This is a genomic window from Jatrophihabitans sp. (assembly GCF_046262535.1).
Lineage (GTDB): Bacteria > Actinomycetota > Actinomycetes > Mycobacteriales > Jatrophihabitantaceae > Jatrophihabitans.
Genome location: NZ_JBHEMO010000123.1, coordinates 1 through 18,896, shown reverse-complemented (window position 1 = coordinate 18,896; position 18,896 = coordinate 1). Strand labels below are relative to the sequence as shown.

Below are 18,896 nucleotides of genomic sequence, written 5' to 3'. Positions count from 1 at the left end.
CCGTGAGCGTGGTCCGCACCGCCCTGCACGACGTCCGCACCGGCCGGTTCGAACGCAGCCTGTCCGCGCTCACCGCCGCCGGCGCGGCGATCACGGCAGGCGAGATCTACCTGTCCCACGACGCGGCCAGCTTCGGTAACAAGATGATGTGGTGGCCGGTGGTGGTGATGCCGGCGGCGATTCCCGCCGGTGCCGCGGCGGTCGTCTCGCGGCGCGCGGCCAAGACCGTGTTGCCGGCGGCGAGCGCCGCGATCGTCCTCAACGGGCTGCAGGGGACCTATCTGCACTGGCGCGGCATCCGGCAGCGGCCCGGCGGCTGGACGCGCTACAACATGGAGGCCGGACCGCCGGTGTTCGCTCCGTTGTTGGCGTCGCTGGTGGGTGGCATGGGTCTGCTCGCCGCGGTCCTGCGGCGCGAGGACCTGCCGCTGCCCGAGGTCGATTGATGCCTTATCGCAGCCGCGACGAACACGCCCGTACCCCGCAGGGCCGCGGCCGGTTCCCGGATTTCGACGTGCTCGATCAAGTGGACGTGTGGGACGACGTCACCGCCGGCGTGGTGTTGGCCCGGCTCGCCCTGCCCGGCGACCTGGCCTTCTTCACGCCCTACGAAGCCGGCATCGCCGGTCCGCTGTTGGATCTGCTTCTCGGCCAGGACGGCGAGCCCCGGGTGCCGGTGCTTGCCCTGATCGACCAGCGGCTCGCGGTCGGCGAGACCGACGGCTGGCACTACGACGACCTGCCCGAGGACGCGCAGGCCTGGCGCCAGACGCTCGGCTTCCTCGATGACGATGCCCGGCGCCGGAACCACTGCGGCTTCGGCGAACTGGCGGTAGCCGATCAGATTGCACTGGTTCAGGCTGTGCAAGACCGCGCCGCCGACGGAAGGACCTGGCACGAGTGGTCCGCGACGCACGTCTGGAGTCTGTGGACGCGCTACGCGTGCACCGCGTTCTACTCCCATCCCTGGGCGTGGAACGAGATCGGCTTCGGTGGCCCCGCCTATCCGCGCGGGTACCTCAACCCGGGCATCGACGCACGGGAGAAGTGGGAGGTCCCCGACTCCTTCGACGCCGACCCGGTCACGTTCGCCCAACGCGTCGAACGCTCCCGCCACGAGCACGCCGACCTCGCCGGTCCGACGGCGGGGAGCGACGCCGGATGAGAGGTTCCTACGCCCGCGTGCGGGCCCGCAACGAGTCGGCCTGGCTGATTCCCAACGATGGAAGCCGCACCAACCACCAGCTGCGACACGACATGCGCCGCTTCGACGACGACGACGAAGTGGACCTCGTCGTCGTCGGCGCGGGGGCCGGCGGCAGCGTCCTCACCCAGCGCCTGGCCCGCGCCGGATGGCGGATCGTCTGCCTGGACGCCGGGCCGTTCTGGAACCCCGACACCGACTGGGTCTCCGACGAACGGGGCGCCCACACGTTGTACTGGACCGAGCCGCGCCAGATCGGCGGAACGCATCCGGTGCCGCTCGGCTCGAACAACTCCGGTCGCGGCGTCGGCGGCTCGATGGTGCACTACGCCGGGTACACGCCGCGCTTCCACCCGTCGGACTTCCACACGTTGACCGCCGACGGCGTGGGCGCTGACTGGCCGTTGGACTACAGCGAGCTGAAACCGTTCTACGAGGCGATCGAGCAGGAGCTTCCCGTCGCCGGCCAGGACTGGCCATGGGGGGACCCGCACAGCTACCCGCACCACGCCCACCGGGTGAGCGGCAACGGCGACGTCTTCTGCGCGGGGCTCGCGCCGCGGGCATCGAGGCGAGGGTCGGACCCGTCGCCATCACCAACGGCCGCTTCGGCAACCGGCCGCACTGCATCTATCGCGGCTTCTGCCTGCAGGGGTGCAAGGTCAACGCCAAGGCGAGCCCGCTCATCACGCACATCCCCGACGCGCTGGCGCACGGTGCCGAGATCCGTCCGGACAGCATGGTCAGCCGGATCCTCGTCGACGACTTCACCGGACGAGTGACGGGGGTCAGCTACTTCCGCGACGGACGCGAGCACCGGCAGCGCGCCCGGGCGGTCGCCGTGGCGGCGTACTCCATCGAGACGCCTCGCCTGCTGCTGCTCTCGGCGACCCCCCGCTACCCGAACGGCTTGGGCAACGACTTCGACCAGGTGGGGCGCTACCTGATGGTGCAGGGCGCTCCGCAGACGGCGGGCCGGTTCGACGAGGAGATCCGCATGTACAAGGCGCCGCCGCCGGAGGTGTCGTCAGAGCAGTTCTACGAAACCGATCCGACCAAGCCGTACAAGCGCGGCTGGTCGATCCAGACCGTGTCGCCGCTGCCCATTACCTGGGCCGAACACATCACCGCGCAGGGACACTGGGGCGCGCCGTTGCGGGAGTACATGCGCGACTACGTGCACTGGGCGACCCTGGGCGCGCTCTGCGAGTACCTGCCTCAGGCGGACAACCGGGTCACCCTGGCCGACGAGACCGACCGGCACGGCCTGCCGGTCGCGCACTTCTCCTACAGCCAGTGCGACAACGACAAGGCCCTCACCAAGGCCGCTACCAAGTCGATGGAGACGATCCTGAAAGCCGCGGGCGCCGACGAGGTCGTCACCATCGATCGCTACGCGCACCTCGTCGGCGGCGCCCGCCTCGCGGCCCGGGCCGCGGACGGCGTCGTCGACCGCGACCAGCGCGTGTTCGGCCTGCCCAACCTCTACGTCGTCGACGGCAGCACGCTCCCCACGCAGGGATCGGCCAACCCGGCGCTCACGATCATGGCGCTGGCCGCGCGGGCCGCCGACCGACTGGTCCGGCACGCCCGTAGCGGGCTCGTCGAGAGCCAGGACGCATGATGGCCGGCCAGGGACCGCCGATCGGCGCGCTACGCACCGCGGTGTACCGGTTCCCGACCCCGGAGCCCGAAGCCGACGGCACGATGCGTTGGGACGCCACGACGGTCGTGACCGTACAACTCGAAGCCGGTGACCGCACGGGGCTGGGCTGGACGTACAGCACGGGTGCGGCCGCGCAGGTCATCGCCGACCATTTGGCCGGCGCGATCACCGGCCGGGACGCCTTCGACATCGCCGCTGGGTGGTCGGCCATGCACCGCGCGTGCCGCAACATCGGCACGCAGGGACTGGTCATGCAGGCGCTGTCCGCGGTGGACGTCGCCTGGTGGGACCTCAAGGCCCGTCTGCTCGAGGCTCCGCTGAGCACACTTCTCGGCCGCTGCCGCACCGAGGTGCCGACTTACGGGTCGGGCGGCTTCACCACCCTCACCGACGAGCAGCTCGCCGAACAGGTGCGGTGGTGGCAGTCGGCCGGCTGCACCGCGATGAAGATCAAGGTCGGCGAGTCATGGGGTACGCGCGTCGACCGGGACCTGCACCGCGTCCGGCGGCTGCGCGAACACGCCGGCAACGACGCCGAACTGATGGTCGACGCCAACGGCGGGTACACCGTCGGCCAGGCCCGCCGCGTCGGCCACGCTCTGGACGACGCCGGCGTCGTCTGGTTCGAGGAACCGGTTTCGAGCGACGACGTCACCGGCCTTCGTCTGCTGCGTGAAGCGCTGCACTGTGACGTCGCGGCCGGCGAATACGCCAGCGATGTCTACGCCGCCACCGCGCTGCTGCCGGCGGTCGACTGCTTGCAGCTCGACGCCACGCGCTGCGGGGGTTACACCGGGTGGTTGCGCGGCGCCGCGCTGGCCCAGGCGCACAACCTGCAGGTGTCCGCGCATTGCGCCCCGTCGCTGCACGCTGCGGTGGCCGCGGCGGTTCCGAACCTGCGCCACGTCGAGTGGTTCGCCGACCACGCCCGCATCGAGCCGCAGCTGCTGCGCGGCGTCCCGCCCGTGTACGACGGTGCGTTGCATCCGGACAGCGACGCGCCGGGACACGGGATGACCCTGAACCCCGCCGTCGAGCAGTCGCGCGTCGCCTGACGGTGGTCTTGCCCCGCCTTACTTTCTCGCCCAGAGCGAACGAGCAGTTCCGGCGCTGCCGGAGGGTGTAAGCCTGGCGGCATGGAGCCGAGCATCATGCTGATCCCAAGTCCCTTGCTCGGACCGGCGACGTGGGAGGCGACCGCCCAGGTGCTGCAGCGGGCCGGGCGGCGAGCGCCGGTGCCGAGCTTGCAGTGCGTTTCGCACAGCGGGCCGCCGTACTGGCCGGCCGGGGTCGACGCCGTCGTCCGGGCAGCGGGCCGCGAGCCCGTCATCCTCGTGCCCCACAGCAACGCGGGCCTGTACGTACCGGCAGCGCTGGCCGAACTGGGTCGCCAGGTGCGGGGGGTGGTGTTCGTCGACGCCGCGCTCCCCGGGGCCGGCTACCACGCGTCACGCGAGTTCCTGGCGCCCCTGACCGGCGCGGACGGAAAGCTTCCGCCGTGGACGTCCTGGTGGGAGGAATCGGATATCGCCGAGCTGTTCCCGGACGCCGAAGTGCGCAGCCGGGTCGAGGCCGAGCAGCAGCGCATGCCCGTCGCCTACTACGACCATCTGCCACCGGCCCCCCACGGTTGGGACGAGGGGGTCCACTGCGCCTACATCTGGTTTGCCGAGCCCTACGACGCCGGCGCGGAGCAGGCGCTCGCTTCCGGCTGGCTCACGAAACGCGTCCCGGGCCAGCACCTGCACATGCTGATCGATCCGCAGGCCGTCGCCGCCGCGATACTCGAGCTGGCCGACGCACGCCGCTGAACCTCGTGACCTCGCGGCCTTGCACGGGGACACGTGCCCCCAGCGCCCGTCCGTGAGAGATCGCATCACCATCCGGGCACGACCGGGCGTCCTGCTCGCCTACAACTGCGGCATCCTGATCAACACGGCAGTGACGGTTTACCATGCCGTCGAAGACTGGTTCGTCTTCGTCGACCGGGGCGTCGCCGCAGCAACCAATGCGGCCGACCAGGCCACGTTCACGAGGATGCTGAACTCTTCCAATTCAGAACCTGAACACCGGCGGGCCACCCCTTGCCGACCTAGCGACCAGGAAAGCGATGACGTGATGCCGACACTGCGCACGTTCGGACAGTTGACCGGCTGGACATGTATGGCGATCGGCGGCGTCCAGGTGCTCGGGGGCGTATCCGTCGAACCGGGGATGGCCGCCGACGCCACGGTGGACTCGCACGTGCGCTTCATGGGCGCCGTCTTCGCCGGCTACGGCCTGGGCTGGCTCGACGCGGCGGGCCGCGAAGAACCCGACGTGAATCGCATGCGCGTGCTCGCCGGGCTGATGGCGGCCGGGGGCGCCGGTCGGCTGATCACTCGGGCGACGCGCGGCCGGCCGCACCGGTTCCACGACCTGCTCCTCGCCACCGAGCTCGCTGCCCCGGTCATCGTCGAGACGCTGCATCGGCGCGAACGTCCGCCCGCTGCGGGCGCGCCGTGACGCGGCGGCGCCGGACGATCACCTCTGCGACAACGAGGTCGACGAGCCAACCAAGCAGGACTGCGTGCGATACCGCTCCAGTTTCGCGAGCGAAGCGGCCGATAGCTCCACGACGAATCTCGGGCGTCAACGCCTCTCTGCGCCGCCCCTTGAGACGCGCGATCGACGGCCCCCGTTCCCCCGACCGCGACTCGACTTGATGCAACTCGGCTGTATACCGACTGCGAAAGCGGACCAACAGGCCGGGTCTGTTCGGGGTCGCGGAGCGTTAGAGTCCGGGGGTGATCCCCGGACGCCGCCCGTGAGGTGCATGTCCTGTGGGACCGAGAACCCGGCCGGGCATCGCTTTTGTGGCCGCTGTGGTGCGGGGATGGAGAGGGTCTGTCCTTCGTGTGGCAGTCCGGCGACAGAGGGCTTTGAGTTCTGTGGCGCGTGCGGGGCCTCGCTGGACGTGCCCGCGGTGGCGCTACCACTTGCCGTCCCAGCGTCGGCTGAGCGGCGCGTGACGTCGGTTTTGTTTGGTGATCTGGTCGGGTTCACGACGCTGTCGGAGTCGCGCGACCCGGAAGAGGTCCGCGAGTTGCTGGGCCGATACTTCGAGACCGCTCGGGAGGTCGTGGGGCGCTACGGCGGGACGATCGAGAAGTTCATCGGGGACGCAGTGATGGCGGTGTGGGGTGTCCCGACCGCGCATGAGGACGACGCCGAGCGGGCGGTGCGGGCCGGGCTGGACCTGATCGATGCTGTGGCAGCCTTCGGTGAGTCGGTCGGCGCGCCGGGCCTGTCGATGCGAGTGGGGGTGGTGACCGGCGAGGTCGCGGTGACGCTGGGCGCGACCGACCAGGGCATGGTGGCCGGCGATGCGGTGAACACGGCGGCCCGAGTCCAGACCAAGGCCGAGCCGGGCACGGTGTGGGTGGACGCCCAGACCCGATCGCTGGCGGCCGGCTCGATCGACTTCGCCGACGTCGGCTCGCATGAGCTGAAGGGCAAGGCCGAGCCCGTCGTGCTGTTCGCGGCAACAGCCGTGCGCGGCCTGGTCGGGGGTGAGCGCAGCTCCGATCGAGTGCAGGCGCCGCTGGTGGGGCGGCGGCGCGAGTTGAGCGTGTTGAAGGAGATGTTCCATGTCGCGGCCGAGGAGGGCCGACCGCGGCTGGTGATCGTGTCCGGTGACGCCGGCGTGGGCAAGACGCGGCTCGGTTCGGAGTTCTACAACTACATCGACGGGCTTTCCGCGACGGTGTTGTGGCACCGCGGCCGTTGCCTGGCCTATGGCGATGGTGTGGCGTTCTCGGCGTTGACCTCGGCGGTCCGCGGTCGCATCGGCGCGACGGACGGGGATACCGAGGCCACTACTCGGGCGAAGCTGGACGCCCATCTCGACACGTATGTGCCTGAACCTGTCGAACGATCCTGGTTGCTGCCGTCGCTGGTGAGCCTGCTCGGGCTTCCAGGCGCAGGCGGCCAGTCCCGCGAAGACCTGTTCAGCGCCTGGCTGACCTGGTTCGAACGCCTTTCGGGCAGTGCAGAAGCGGCGGTCGTGTGGGTCGTCGACGACGCGCAGTACGCCGATGACGGGCTGCTGGACTTCATCGAACATCTCTCGACCGTCGCGCAGGTCCCGATGCTCATCGTGTTGCTAACCCGGCCCGAGCTGCTGGCGCGGCGACCCGAACTCGCCGCGTTGCGCCGGGCCAGCATGATCGGCTTGGAGACGCTGTCCCGCGGCGACATTGCCGGCCTGCTGGACAGTCTGGTCGAGGGACTGCCCGCCGACGCACGCGATGCCCTCATCGAGCGGGCCGAAGGCAACCCGCTGTATGCGATCGAGACCGTACGCGCGATGAACGACCAAGGGCTCACGGCCGGCGGGCCGACGCGGAAACCAGGCGCCGTGCGACTGGCAACGGGCGTGGATGCTGCCGCGCTGGCCGCGCTGGCGGCGCCCGCCAGTCTGCAGGTGCTGGTCGCCAGCCGGCTCGATCTGTTGCCCGCGCCCGAACGCGCGGTGCTCGCTACCGCCTCGGTGCTCGGACACACGTTCAGCCTTGCCGCGCTTGCCGCGATCAGTGGCCGTTCTGACGAGTTGCCGACGGTGTTGCGCATGCTCGTCGGGCGAGATCTGCTCACCACGATCACCGACCGGCTGTCGTCGGAGGAGGGTCAGTACGCCTTCGTCCAAACGGTCGTGCGCACGGTGGCCTACCAAACGCAATCGCGCCGAGACCGGCTCGAACGCCACCTCGCCGTTGTCGCCTACTTCGAGTCCTCCGCCGACAACGACAGCGAACTCAGCACCGTCATCGCCCAACACCTACGGGATGCGGTATCCCTCGTCGGCGCCGACGACGCCCAGCACGCGGAGCTGGTGCAGCGGCTCGGGCAGTGGCTGCAGCGCTCGGCCGAACGCTCTGTTGCTGTCGGTGCTCCGGCCGCGGCCGTCCGTGCCTTGGACGAAGCGCTCACCCTCGCCACCGACCTCGCCGGTCAGGTCCGGCTTCGTATCCTGGCTGCCGAAGCCGCGCTCGCCGCCGGGGCGTTGGCACAGTGCATCGCCTACGCCCACCCCATCGCCACCGGCCAGCTCGAGGCCGACCCCGTCGCGGTGGGCGAGGCGACGGTCAACGCTGCGAATGCCATGCGCTGGTCTGGCCAGATCGAAGAAGCGTGGACCCTCCTGCAGCCCTACCTCGCCGGCGGCGCCCTCGACGGACTCCCCACCCTCACCGCCGCCCGCCTCGCCCGGCAGCTGGCCGCCACCCTGCGCGACCGCGGGGACCACGGCGAAGTGCCAATATGGTCAGAGCGCGCCGTCACGCTGGCCGAGGACACCGGGGACGACCGGGAGGTCGCCGCCGCCCTGATCGACGACGCCACCGCGCTCATCCTGCGGGGGCAATCCCGGGTCGGCGTGACCTTATTGGACTACGCCGCCGCGTTCGCCCGCGATCATCACCTGGGAGCCGAGCTCGGGCGGGCGCTCCTCAACCTGCTCGCCTTCGGAATCAACCGTGACCTAGCCGCGGCCTTAGCCGCCGGCGAGGAGGCGATGAGCGTCATCGAGCAAACCGGCAACACGGGCATGTGCTGGCACACGGCGGTCAACCAATGCACCGCACTCACGCTCGCCGGCAGATGGGACGACGTGGCCACCATCCTTGACCGACCACTGCTGCGCCAACGACCACCCGAGAAAAACCAGCAAGCATTCGTGGGGCTACAAACAGCCATCATCGCGTGGGCCCGCGACGAGAGCGTCGACCTGGACGCGCTCGAGGCGATGGGCGTCCTGGGCGAGCGGGACCGGCCCGAGTCGATCGACGACATGTGTTTCGCCGCCAACCAGGCGATGCACGCCCGTGTCCGCGGCGACGCCGCCGGCCTCGCGACGGCGGCCCAACGAACGGTCGATCTCGCGTTCACGTACAACGGCCTCGATGACGAGTTCCCGAAACTCTGGGCGCTGTCGGTTAGCTGGCTGATCGAGACGGAGGACTTCGCGACGGCCCGGAAACTGCTCCGGCCCGTGACCGACGTCCCGCCCACGAGATGGAGCCCGCTGCTCACCGCCCAAGTATTGCGGCTCCGCGGAACCCTGAACTCCCTCGACCCACGCCCCGCCGACCCCGCCGACATCGCCGACATCGAGACCGATTTGCACACCGCCATCAGCGCGCTCGACGACGTCGGCGCGATCCCCGACCGCGCCCGCACCCAAGCCGCCCTCGGCGCGTGGCTGACCCGCCGAGGCCGCTCCGCCGACGCCGCCCCGCACCTGGCTACCGCCCGCGACACGTTCACCGACCTGCGCGCCACCGCCTGGCTGCGCGACCTCGACGCCGCGCTGTCACTCGGCGCCGCGGGGTAGCGAGCACGGTGACGGCACCGACAACATCCGGTGCGACCACTGCAGCACATGATGCTCCGCGCCCGGGGTTTGTAAGCGCTTGAGCACACCTCCCGGAGTTCGCTGAAGTACGCCACGCATCATCGGAATGAAATAGGCACAGAACAGGACCACGCCGATCGCCCGTCCTGACGCGGCGTTTCATCCGGCCGCGCCACGGTAGATGAGCGCCCTACCTGCGGGCAGACCCGGTAGAGCCGCTTCGCGGCAGATGGGGATGTCGAGCAGAACCGGCGCTTTGACGCGAGCTGGCACCCGTCGCTCAGGGTCTGCTCGACTTATGCAGGTGTTCAACCCGCGCTGCCCGGCGAGCGCTCGCCTTCGGGTGGTCATCGTGGCTCGGGCGCGACCACATCGCGGCGCCCGAGCCACGGGAACCTTCAGATGTAGGCGGCGCTAGTGGAGATCGAAGGCGCCGCCTCCGGCTTGGAGGCCTGCTCTGGGCGGATCATGAGTGTGAGGCTGGTGGCGCCCAGCCAGAGCAGCAGGGCCAGGAACGCGACCGGTCCGGGCCCATCGGCGAATGGCACGGCGAGCAGCAGTGCCGGGCCGATAGCGGCGGCGCCGTAGCCGATCCAGCGGGGCAGCGCACCGTACCGCAGGGCCGCGACGGCGACGCCGAGTAGGGCCACGCCGCTGGCGGCCCAGCCGAGGACGAAGGCGGCGTTGTTCATGTCATAGAGGGCGGTGAGTAGCGCCGGATCGACGCCCTTGCCGGAGCGGGAGTGTAGGGCAAACGCAGCTGGGAACGAGGAGAGCTTGAGGATGACCGACCCGACACCGGCGCCATAGACGACGCGGTGCAGCCACCCCTCATCGCTCTCGACCCGGCGAACCGCGCCGGTGATCCGAGACCAGAAGACCAACAGGCACAGCATCGCCAGGATCTCGAGCAGCGGGCCGGCTGCGGTGAAGCCGCCGATCGTCTTGGCGGTGGTGAAGTAGCGGCCGATCTGCTCGCGGGAGGCGTCATTCGCCGGCCCCTGGCCGCCTCCGGCCGCCAGGGCGAGTACGACGAAGGCTGCGCCGCCCGCGGCGCCCACCCGTCCTAAGGTCCGATCTGTCATCGTGCGTCTCCGATCTGCTCGTGCGGTCCCTGCTCTGGAGGGCCGTCAGAGGGAAAGGATGGACGCACCGGATTGGTTGCCGCCTCGGGCGCCGGTCGCATCTTTGTGACTCCGAGCGGCGGAGACAGTTCGGGCTCCGTCCCCCGTAAGTCGGAGGACATGCGCTTGCTATCAGGCTCACGGCCGATGTGAAACCGCACGACGGTCGCTACGGTCGGTGCGTGGTCACGCGTCGAGCGGTCTCGGAATGGCTGGCGGTGCCGTGGCGGCTTGACGCTGCGGTCGCCGGTCTGCTTCTTGTGCTGGCAGAGGTCGCCTTGCAGCAGGAGGCCAGAGCCGACGTCGATGGCGCTGGCCGGCTTCTTCTGGCGTTGCTCGCGGCCGCAGCCACCCTGCCGCTGGCGTGGCGGCGACGAAGCCCACTGCTGGTTTTCGTGGTCGTCGCGACCGTCCTCATGGGCACCGGCGCGGTGGCGAAGGGGCTGCATCTCGTCGCGCCGAGCACGCAGGGCCCGGCCGCGTTCATCATCGCCGGCGTGTTGGCCGCATTCTCGTGCGCTGCCCATGGCGGCCGCCGGGCTGCGCTGGCCGGGGCTGGGGTGCTGGCCGCGGGATTTGCCGTGGTCCCCGTGCCGGAGCTGCTCGCCGATAAAAGCGTGGATCTCGGGTTGTACATCGCGCTAGGCCTGTTCCTCGGCATCGGCATCTTGTTCCACGGCCGGGAGGTCCGAGTGGTCGAGCTGGAGCAGTGGGCCCGGTTCCTTGAGCACGACCGTGATCAGCAGGCGCGGGCCGCGGTCGCCGACGAGCGAGCCCGCATCGCCCGCGAACTCCACGACGTGGTCGCTCACAGCGTCAGCCTGATGGTGGTGCAGGCCGGCTCGACACGCCACACCTTGCCGCCCGGCGCCCCGGGTGACGTCGCCGAGGCATTGGGAGTGATCGAGTCCTCCGGCCGGCAGGCGCTGGTCGAGTTGCGGAGGCTGCTCGGGATCCTGCGTACCGAGCAGAGCCCGGAGCTGGGGCCAGCGCCGGGCATGGCCGAGGTTGAGACGCTGGTTGATCAGGTGCGCCTCGCCGGGTTGGCGGTGCGGCTGACGGTCGAGGGCGAGCGCCGACCGCTGCCGGCCGGACTAGATCTGTCGGCCTACCGGATCGTGCAGGAAGCCCTTACCAACAGCATCAAGCATGGACATCCCTCCGCGACGGACCTGACGGTGCGCTACCGGCCACAGGCCCTCGAGCTGGAGGTCACCGACGACGGCGGCCCGACCGGGCCGCCCCCCGACGGCACCGGGCACGGCCTCGTCGGCATGCGGGAACGGGTCTTGTTGTATGGCGGGACCCTCGAAGCCGGTTTCTGCGGTTCGGGCTTCCGCGTGCTTGCCAGCTTGCCGCTGAGCGAAACAGGCTCGTGACCATCCGGGTCGTCATCGCCGACGACCAGCAACTGGTCCGCGCCGGCTTCCGCCGCATCCTGGACGCCGAGAAGGGCATCGCGGTCGTCGCCGAGGCAGCCGATGGTCTCGAAGCCATCGAAGCGGTGCACCGCCACGACCCGGATCTAGTTGTTATGGACATCCGGATGCCGAAGCTGGACGGGATCGCGGCCACCCGCCAGCTGCTGCGCGAGGAACGGCGGCGCACACGGGTGCTCATCCTCACGACCTTCGATCTCGACGAGTACGTCTACCAAGCCCTCTCCGCCGGCGCCAGCGGCTTCCTTCTCAAGGACGCCCCTCCCGAACAACTCGTGACCGCCGCCCGCGTCGTCGCCGCGGGAGACGCGCTGCTAGCTCCATCCGTCACCAGGCGGCTCGTGGAGGACTTCGCCCAACGACCGCCACCCGGGCAGCACCCACCAGCTGCAGTCAACAGCCTGACCGCACGAGAAAGGGAAGTGCTACTGCTACTAGCCCAGGGCTTGTCCAACGCCCGGATTGCCGCCCACCTCGTCGTCAGCGAGGCCACCGCCAAGACACACGTCTCCCACGTACTCGACAAACTCCAACTGACTGATCGCGTTCAAGCAGTGATCTTCGCCTACGAAAGCGGACTCGTCCGACCAAGGGCACGCGACTAACTCGCCGGATACGCGCCATGCTTCGACCCAGAGTGCGCGGTGCGTACGACCCCCCAAAGACCGGTTCTGATACTTGAGCCGAAGCCCTGACCTGGCTCCAGCTCGCAAACGGACGATGCCGTGCGATCCCGCTCTTCAAAGCCGACTGTCCTGAAAACGGTGTTTCTGGCCTGACACGTCGAGCTAGTGCTCGGCGGGGAGCGTTGGCGTCTGATGACGGCGACACTGGATGGCGTGACGAAGAAGAAGGACTCGGAGCAGTCGGCTGCGGCCCTTGAGATACGCACTGTCATCGGCTATCAGCGTGCATTCGCCAAACATGGTCACGGCAGTCGCCCAACCCGCTCGGTGCATACCTATGTGCGCTTCGGCTCGCCACCCATGCCCGCCGGCCGTGCTCCCGCTCACGTCCGGTTCGCCGCGCCCAGTCGTCCTTCCGGTCCCATAGGTGACGCCCGCAGGAAGGGTCGCCGTGACCGCTACCGGCCGGCCCGCTGCCGGCGCGCCGCCGACGAGCGCCGCCTCAACCTCGGCCGGCCCACCGAGCCATGTCTCCGGCGCGGTGGGCTCGGCGTCGTACTACGCCGAGCCCAGCCCACCCGATGCGAGCAGGGCGGCAACCGGCGGCGACTGCGAACCGGTGTTATTGCGACTGTTGCCGTCGTTGTCGTCCCCCGGGTCTGGAAGCCGACGACGTCCTCGCTTCGACGGCGGCGCAGGAACAGCGGTCCTTGATCACCACCGATTCCTGCTCAGTACGTGGGTGTTCGCATCGGTAGCGGTTGTCAGTAGTCGAATGCACACTGGTTCTTTCCGGTGGTCCGTGGCGGCGCTGAGCGCTAGCGTTCGCGGAGTCGGCTCGGCGTGGAGGTCGGGGCCCGTGCGCATCGACATGGCCGGTAGGGACGCCGAGCTCGCTGTCCTGGATCAGGCCATCGGTTCTGCCCTGGACGGTGCAACCCAGGTCATTCTCTGCTGCGGTGAACCGGGCATCGGCAAGACGCGGCTGGCCGAGGAGGCGCGTGCGCGCGCGGCCGCACAGGGTCTAGCCGTGGTGTGGGGCACGGGCGTGGCGGACGCCGGCGCACCGCCGCTATGGCCGTGGAGGCAGATCTTCCGCGGGCTGCGGGAGCACTGCGACGTTGCTGCGCTGACCCGGGAGGTGGACTCGGCCCACGATCTGCGCTGGCTGGCTGAAGAGCTACCTCCACCCCGGCCTCCCTTGTCCTCGCTTCAGTGCGAAGCCGAGCGGTTTGCAGTGTCCGATGCGACAGCCCGCTTGCTGGCCCGGGTCACCCGCGAATTGCCGCTGTTGGTGGTTCTGGATGACGTCCAGTGGGCCGACGCCGGTTCCCTGCTGCTGCTCCGGCATGTGGTGCGCACCGTGCGGGGGCGGCCATTGCTGTTGCTGATCATGCAGCGCAGCACGGAGCCGGGGAACGGGCCGCTGCTGGCCGAGCTGCTGGCAGATCCGGCCACTGTCCGACTGGAGCTCAAGGGCCTGGACGCCGCGGCCGTGGGACGGGTGCTGAACGTGGTCGTCGGCGAACGACTAGCGGCGGACTCCGTCGGGGAGGTGCGCGCCCGGACGGGAGGCAACCCGTTCTTGGTGACCGAGCTCGGCCGGCTCATCCGTACGGACGGCGCCGGCGCCGTCCGGGCGCTGCCCACGAGTGTGCGCGACGTGGTCGCCGCCCGGCTGGCCCGGCTCTCGCCCGGATGCCGGCAGCTGCTGTCGGCGTCAGCGATTCTCGGTCTGGAGTTCACGACGGACGTTGTGGCGCGAACGCTGGCGATGGACCCGCTGACCTGCGCCGAATCGGTCCGTGAGGCCGAGACCGGTGGCTTCGTCGTGGCTGCGTCTGTGGGTCGATGGCGCTTCGCCCATGCGCTCGTGCGGGACGCGGTCGTGTCCGGGCTCGGTGCGCTCGAGCGGGTGACGCTGTCCCGGACCGCGGCCGGGGTGGTTGAGCAGCTGTACGCCGCCGAACTCGACCATCACCTCGGTGAACTGGCGCGGCTGTGGACCATCGCTGCGGCCGCCGGCGAGCGGGATGTCGCGGCGAGCTGGATCGAGCGGGCCGGGCACGAGGCGTTGCGCCGCCGCGCCTTCGAGGAGGCGGCCGGACTGTTTCAGCAGGCCCTGGACGTAGGGGCCGGCGCGATCGACGAGGTCACGCGGTGCCGGCTGCTGCTGGCCCTCGGCTCGGCGGCACATCTGTGCGCCGACATAGCGGGACGGTTACGGGCGTGTCTGGAGGCCGCCGCCGTCGCCCGGAGGCTCGGCCGCGCGGACCTGCAGGCCGAGGCGGCCCTGTGCCTGGAGGGCGTCGGCGAAACGAACTCGGACCGCGCCGCCCGAGCGCTTGCCGATGAGGCGATAGCGGCGCTCGGCACGGAGCCCAGCCCGCTGCTGGCGCGGGTCACGGCACGCCTGGCCGAGGTGGGCATGTACCTCGGCGACCCCGGCGCGGAGCCGGCCAGCCGCCGGGCGCTGGCTATCGCCGAGCGCACCGGCGACCCCGGGGCCATGGAGACGGCGCTCACGGCGCGGCTGCTGGTTGTGACCGGTCCCGGGGACGTCGAAGAGCGCGCCCGGCTGGGCGAGCGGATGCAGCAGCTGGGCCCGGTGCACCGGGATACGGTCCTGCGCGGCCGCCTGTTCTCCGTTTCCGCCGCCTTCGAGCGCGGCGACCTGGCCGGGGTCCACCGGGACCTCGATCCCCTCAGCTGGTGTGCCGACGAGGTCGGGGGCTCACCGGCGCGCTGGCAGGTGCTAGCCACCCGCGCGACGCTGGCCCAGTCGCAGGCCCGGTTCGCCGAAGCCCGCGCACTGCTCGGTGAGCTGCGAGCCGTCACGCCGCTGCCCCTCGCGCACGCGGCCGCCGCGGGCCTGGCCGCTGCACTCGGGCACCACCTCGGCCACGACGTCGCGGCCGTCGGCGAACTCTTCCCATCTGACCGCAGGGCAGCCACCGTCTCGCCCTTCCATACGCGCGGGGTGCTTGACGCCATCGGGCCCGGATACCTGTTCACCTTGAGCGGTCAGCTGACCCAGGCCGCCGCCTGCTACGCACCCCTCGGCCCCGTCGCCGACTGGCATCCTCGGCCGCATGTGGCCTCGGCTTGCTACGCGCTCGGCGTGGTCGTCGCCGCAGCACTTGACCGGCCGGATGACCTGGCCGAGCTCCGGCACATTCTGTCGCACAGCCGGGGTCGATACGTCACCGCCCGGGTCAGCGCGGTCCCGGTCTTCTGGCTCGGCCCGGTGGAGCTGTGGCTGGGCAAGGCCGCCCGGCACCTCGGTCTGCTCGATGACGCAGTCGAGGATCTGCTCGCGGCCGCCGCAGCCAGCGAACGCGCCGGCGCACCCGGGTTCGCGATCGAGGCCCGGTACGAGCTCGCCGCCGCGCTGTCGAGCCGCGACAAGCCGGGCGACGTCGCGCGCGCCCGCGCGCTGGCCGGCGAGGCCGCGGGCCAAGCGCGCACGCTGGCCATGACCCCGCTGTCGGAGGCCGCGACCGCACTGCAGAACCGCCTCGACACCGCGCTGGCCGGCCCGCTGACCCGTCGGGAGCTCGGTATCGCCGCATTAGTGGCCGAGGGGCTCACCAATCGGGAGATCGCCCAGCGGCTGCAGCTGTCTGAGCGCACGGTGCAGAACCACGTTCAGCATGTGCTGACAAAGCTGGGCCTGGGCAGCCGCCGGCAGGTACGGACCGCGCTGCCGGGCGTCTGAGCAATCCAAATGAGTAGTTCCGGCCGATGACGCGGACCCTCCCGGAAACGACGGTGTATTCAGAGCGCTCCAGCCGAGGAGGTCGTTATGAACCAGGTGACCGAGCCCCCATTCCCGTCGGCACCGGCCGCGTCGCCGCAGACGGCTGCACAACCGGCCCCGCTGGAGTTGCTCGCCGGTGCGCCCCCTGCGGTGAACCGCATGTACGGCGTGGTGCTCGGCTTCTGGTCCAGCCAGATCGCCGGCACGCTCGCCCGGCTGGAGATTCCCGACCAGGTCGCCGACGGCCCCAGATCCGGCGACGAGCTCGCGACGGCCACGGGATGCCTCCCGGCGGCCCTGCTGCGCCTGCTGCGCGCCGCGACCACCGTCGGCATCCTCACCGAGCAACCCGGCCGCCGGTTCGCGCTCACCGAGATGGGCGCGGCGCTGCGCACTGACGTCCCCGGCTCGCTCGCCGGCCTGGCACGGGCCATAACCGCATCGGCGCACTGGCTGCCTTGGGGCCGACTCGACGACGCCATCCGTACCGGCCGCAGCACCGCGCAGGAAGCGTTGGCCGCCCCGTTCTTCGACTACCTGGCCGGCCGCCCCAGGGAGTGCGCGGACTTCGCCGCCGCGATGGAGGACCTCTCCACGATGATTGCCGCCGCTGTGGTGGACCGGCTGGACCTGACCGGCGCCCGAGACATCGTTGACGTCGGCGGCGGCACCGGCACCCTGCTCACGGCACTACTTGCACGCCACCCCGAGCTCCAGGGCGCCGTCCTGGAGCGGCCGGAAGTCGTCGACCGGGCCCGCGCGCACATCCACGAGCGGGGACTCGACGAACGCTGCGCCGTCGCAGCCGGCGACTTCTTCACCGCCGTCCCCGAGGCCGACGTCCTCGTCCTGAAACTCATCCTCCACGACTGGGACGACGAGCATGCCACCGCAATCCTGCGGGCGTGCGCCGCCGGGCTGCGCCCCGACGGCAGGCTCATCCTCATCGAAGCCGTCGTCCCCGACGACCCCTCAGCCGTGCCGCTACTCCCCCTGCTCGACGTGAACATGCTCGTCGTACTCGGCGGCCACGAACGCACCGCCGCCGAGTTCACCGCACTGCTCGCCGGCGCCGGCCTGCGCCTTGACCGCATCACCGAGACCGGCTCACACGGCCAGATCATCGAAGCCCGCCACGCCTAACATCGGCCACTGCCCGACGTGGCTGACCACACTCGGCTCGGGCCGCCACCGAAGCGCGTGTGTGCACCGTGTGGGCACGGTGTGGACACCGCCCCGACCGACGTCCCAACCACCCTGACCCGGGACGCAGCGGGTACGCAGCACATTAATGAGCGACCCCGCCGGCCAACCTCACCAACGTCTGGAGAGCCCGAGACACAGCGATGTCCGACGCCTCGACCGCGGGGCCACGCGGATACGGCCGTCGTGGCCGGTCGTGTGCGCCTCCCTAAGTCGCCCGGCCGATTGAAAGATACTGCCTACGTCGGAATACCTGGGTCCATGACGTTGGCGTTGAGCCACTCGCCAGATCTTGCCGGCGATAGCCCACCTTCCTGACGAGCTTGACGTAGCGGGCCCTTTTCCTATCCACCGCAAGTGCTTGAGCGTGTTCGGCGAGACGCCGAGCAGGAGGGCGACCTCTCTCTCGCTGAACGGCCGGTCGAACTCCGTGCCTACATCGCTCATCGCGACCACCTCCATATGACTTCGGGTCCCCCTATCTCTAGCGGCCCAGCGTCGGGGGAATGGGCGTGATGGCCAGGTCGATGTGTACCCAATCTGTACCGGGACGGCCGGCGTGATCGGGCTGAGGAGGCAGAGGACCCGTTGAATCGGGGTGTGGGCGCGCCCGGCAGGACTCGAACCTGCAACCTCTTGATCCGTAGTCTCAGGGCGTAGCTGTTCGGAGGTGCTGGCGGGTGAGACGTGGTCCTGCCAGTACGGCAGACCGCGTCTCTCCGTGATGTCCCGTGGTGGCGTGTACTAGGGCGTGTGTGAGAGGACCGTGACATCACGGCCGCGCGGCCAAAAGACAGACGTGAAGGCGACGTTGACCCACACGTCGACGGGGCCGAGCTCGTCCTCGGCCCGCTGCGCCGCGGCGGCGACGGCGACCGGATCGGCCACGTCCGTCGGCAGCACCAGCGCCGTCCCGCCCGCGGACTGGACGTCGTCCGCCGCAGCTTTCAGGCCGGTCTCCCCACGGGCCACCAGCGCGACCGCCGCTCCGCGGGCGCCGAAGGCACGGGCAACTGCGCGGCCGATGCCGCCACTGGCACCGGTAACGACGACGGTCTGTGCTTGCTGGGCCATTCGAAAAACCCTCTTCCCTTCGCCAATGCGCCCGTCCGGTGAGCGCCTATTGGCGTCTTACCCCGCGGCGGGAGCCGAGACTCGGCGGCGAAGGTCCGCGTCGCGAGCCGGCGGGGCGGCGATGAGGTCAGCGGCGGCCAGCAGCGATCTTGGCCACGTGATGGCGGCGCCCTTGGTGGGTGAGGCGGGCCCCTGGGACTGAGTGCTGCATCGGCGCAATCCGGCAACGCGACGACTCTGGAGCGCAGCTCTTGAGGGAACCGCCGGACACCTCCGGCACCGCAAGGCGCGGGTGAGGTGCGAGGCTCTGTACATGGTCCCCGTTGAGAGTCGGCCTACCTCGCAGCTTGCGATGGTGACGGGCGCGGGGCGCGGCATCGGGCGCGCGATCGCTGTTGCCCTGGCC

11 protein-coding genes and 3 pseudogenes are annotated in these 18,896 nt (G+C 70.3%); 12 read left to right on the top strand and 2 right to left on the bottom strand.

The genetic code is table 11. The annotated features are described in order from the left end of the window. Window positions 1-2: 2 nt before the first annotated feature. The 8 genes and pseudogenes from ABR571_RS16615 (at window position 3) to ABR571_RS16580 (ending at window position 9,243) form a co-directional block, all read left to right on the top strand. A complete protein-coding gene (locus ABR571_RS16615; protein WP_409454319.1) occupies window positions 3-446 on the top strand; it encodes a hypothetical protein in 444 nt (147 codons plus the stop codon). Beyond that, on the top strand, window positions 446-1,165 hold the full coding sequence (locus ABR571_RS16610) for a gluconate 2-dehydrogenase subunit 3 family protein (RefSeq protein WP_409454318.1): 720 nt from the start codon (window positions 446-448) through the stop codon (window positions 1,163-1,165). Before ABR571_RS16615 ends, ABR571_RS16610 begins: the two co-directional genes overlap by 1 nt. Beyond that, window positions 1,162-2,828 (top strand): annotated as a pseudogene (locus tag ABR571_RS16605) (GMC family oxidoreductase). The gene ABR571_RS16610 and the pseudogene ABR571_RS16605 overlap by 4 nt, the downstream one beginning before the upstream one ends. After that, complete coding sequence (locus ABR571_RS16600) at window positions 2,828-3,925, top strand: enolase C-terminal domain-like protein (RefSeq protein ID WP_409454334.1); 1,098 nt, start codon at window positions 2,828-2,830, stop codon at window positions 3,923-3,925. Before ABR571_RS16605 ends, ABR571_RS16600 begins: the two are co-directional and overlap by 1 nt. An 81-nt stretch (window positions 3,926-4,006) precedes the next feature. Continuing rightward, entirely contained in the window at window positions 4,007-4,681 is a 675-nt protein-coding gene (locus ABR571_RS16595; protein ID WP_409454317.1) for an alpha/beta hydrolase, read from the top strand. Window positions 4,682-4,700: 19 nt separating this feature from the next. Next, entirely contained in the window at window positions 4,701-5,375 is a 675-nt protein-coding gene (locus tag ABR571_RS16590; RefSeq protein ID WP_409454316.1) for a DUF4345 domain-containing protein, read from the top strand. Between the two features lie 199 nt (window positions 5,376-5,574). Continuing rightward, window positions 5,575-5,802 (top strand): annotated as a pseudogene (locus ABR571_RS16585) (double zinc ribbon domain-containing protein); the annotation flags it as partial. A 75-nt stretch (window positions 5,803-5,877) separates the two neighbouring features. Next, complete coding sequence (locus ABR571_RS16580) at window positions 5,878-9,243, top strand: adenylate/guanylate cyclase domain-containing protein (protein WP_409454333.1); 3,366 nt, start codon at window positions 5,878-5,880, stop codon at window positions 9,241-9,243. Between the two features lie 419 nt (window positions 9,244-9,662). Here ABR571_RS16580 and ABR571_RS16575 read toward each other — a convergent pair whose 3' ends face one another. Continuing rightward, a complete protein-coding gene (locus tag ABR571_RS16575) occupies window positions 9,663-10,349 on the bottom strand; it encodes a hypothetical protein (RefSeq protein ID WP_409454315.1) in 687 nt (228 codons plus the stop codon). 221 nt (window positions 10,350-10,570) lie between these two features. Between ABR571_RS16575 and ABR571_RS16570 the strand changes: the two genes are divergently transcribed. The 4 genes from ABR571_RS16570 to ABR571_RS16555 all read left to right on the top strand — a co-directional run bounded on the left by ABR571_RS16570 (window position 10,571) and on the right by ABR571_RS16555 (window position 17,356). Continuing rightward, window positions 10,571-11,767 (top strand): sensor histidine kinase, encoded by a 1,197-nt coding sequence (locus ABR571_RS16570; protein ID WP_409454314.1) that lies wholly within the window; start codon window positions 10,571-10,573, stop codon window positions 11,765-11,767. After that, on the top strand, window positions 11,764-12,432 hold the full coding sequence (locus ABR571_RS16565) for a response regulator (RefSeq protein WP_409454313.1): 669 nt from the start codon (window positions 11,764-11,766) through the stop codon (window positions 12,430-12,432). Before ABR571_RS16570 ends, ABR571_RS16565 begins: the two co-directional genes overlap by 4 nt. Window positions 12,433-13,312: 880 nt before the next feature. Further along, on the top strand, window positions 13,313-16,171 hold the full coding sequence (locus ABR571_RS16560; protein ID WP_409454312.1) for an ATP-binding protein: 2,859 nt from the start codon (window positions 13,313-13,315) through the stop codon (window positions 16,169-16,171). A gap of 87 nt (window positions 16,172-16,258) precedes the next feature. Continuing rightward, a complete protein-coding gene (locus ABR571_RS16555) occupies window positions 16,259-17,356 on the top strand; it encodes a methyltransferase (protein WP_409454311.1) in 1,098 nt (365 codons plus the stop codon). Window positions 17,357-18,199: 843 nt separating this feature from the next. Here the strand turns inward: ABR571_RS16555 and ABR571_RS16550 are convergent. Further along, window positions 18,200-18,490: pseudogene (locus tag ABR571_RS16550) on the bottom strand (SDR family NAD(P)-dependent oxidoreductase); the annotation flags it as partial. Window positions 18,491-18,896 lie beyond the last annotated feature (406 nt).

Coding starts and splice junctions, on each gene's coding strand:
- ABR571_RS16610 (WP_409454318.1), top strand. CDS start 446: ATGCCTTATCGCAGCCGCGACGAACACGCCCGTACCCCGCAGGGCCGC.
- ABR571_RS16600 (WP_409454334.1), top strand. CDS start 2,828: ATGGCCGGCCAGGGACCGCCGATCGGCGCGCTACGCACCGCGGTGTAC.
- ABR571_RS16595 (WP_409454317.1), top strand. CDS start 4,007: ATGGAGCCGAGCATCATGCTGATCCCAAGTCCCTTGCTCGGACCGGCG.
- ABR571_RS16575 (WP_409454315.1), bottom strand. CDS start 10,349: ATGACAGATCGGACCTTAGGACGGGTGGGCGCCGCGGGCGGCGCAGCC.
- ABR571_RS16555 (WP_409454311.1), top strand. CDS start 16,259: ATGAACCAGGTGACCGAGCCCCCATTCCCGTCGGCACCGGCCGCGTCG.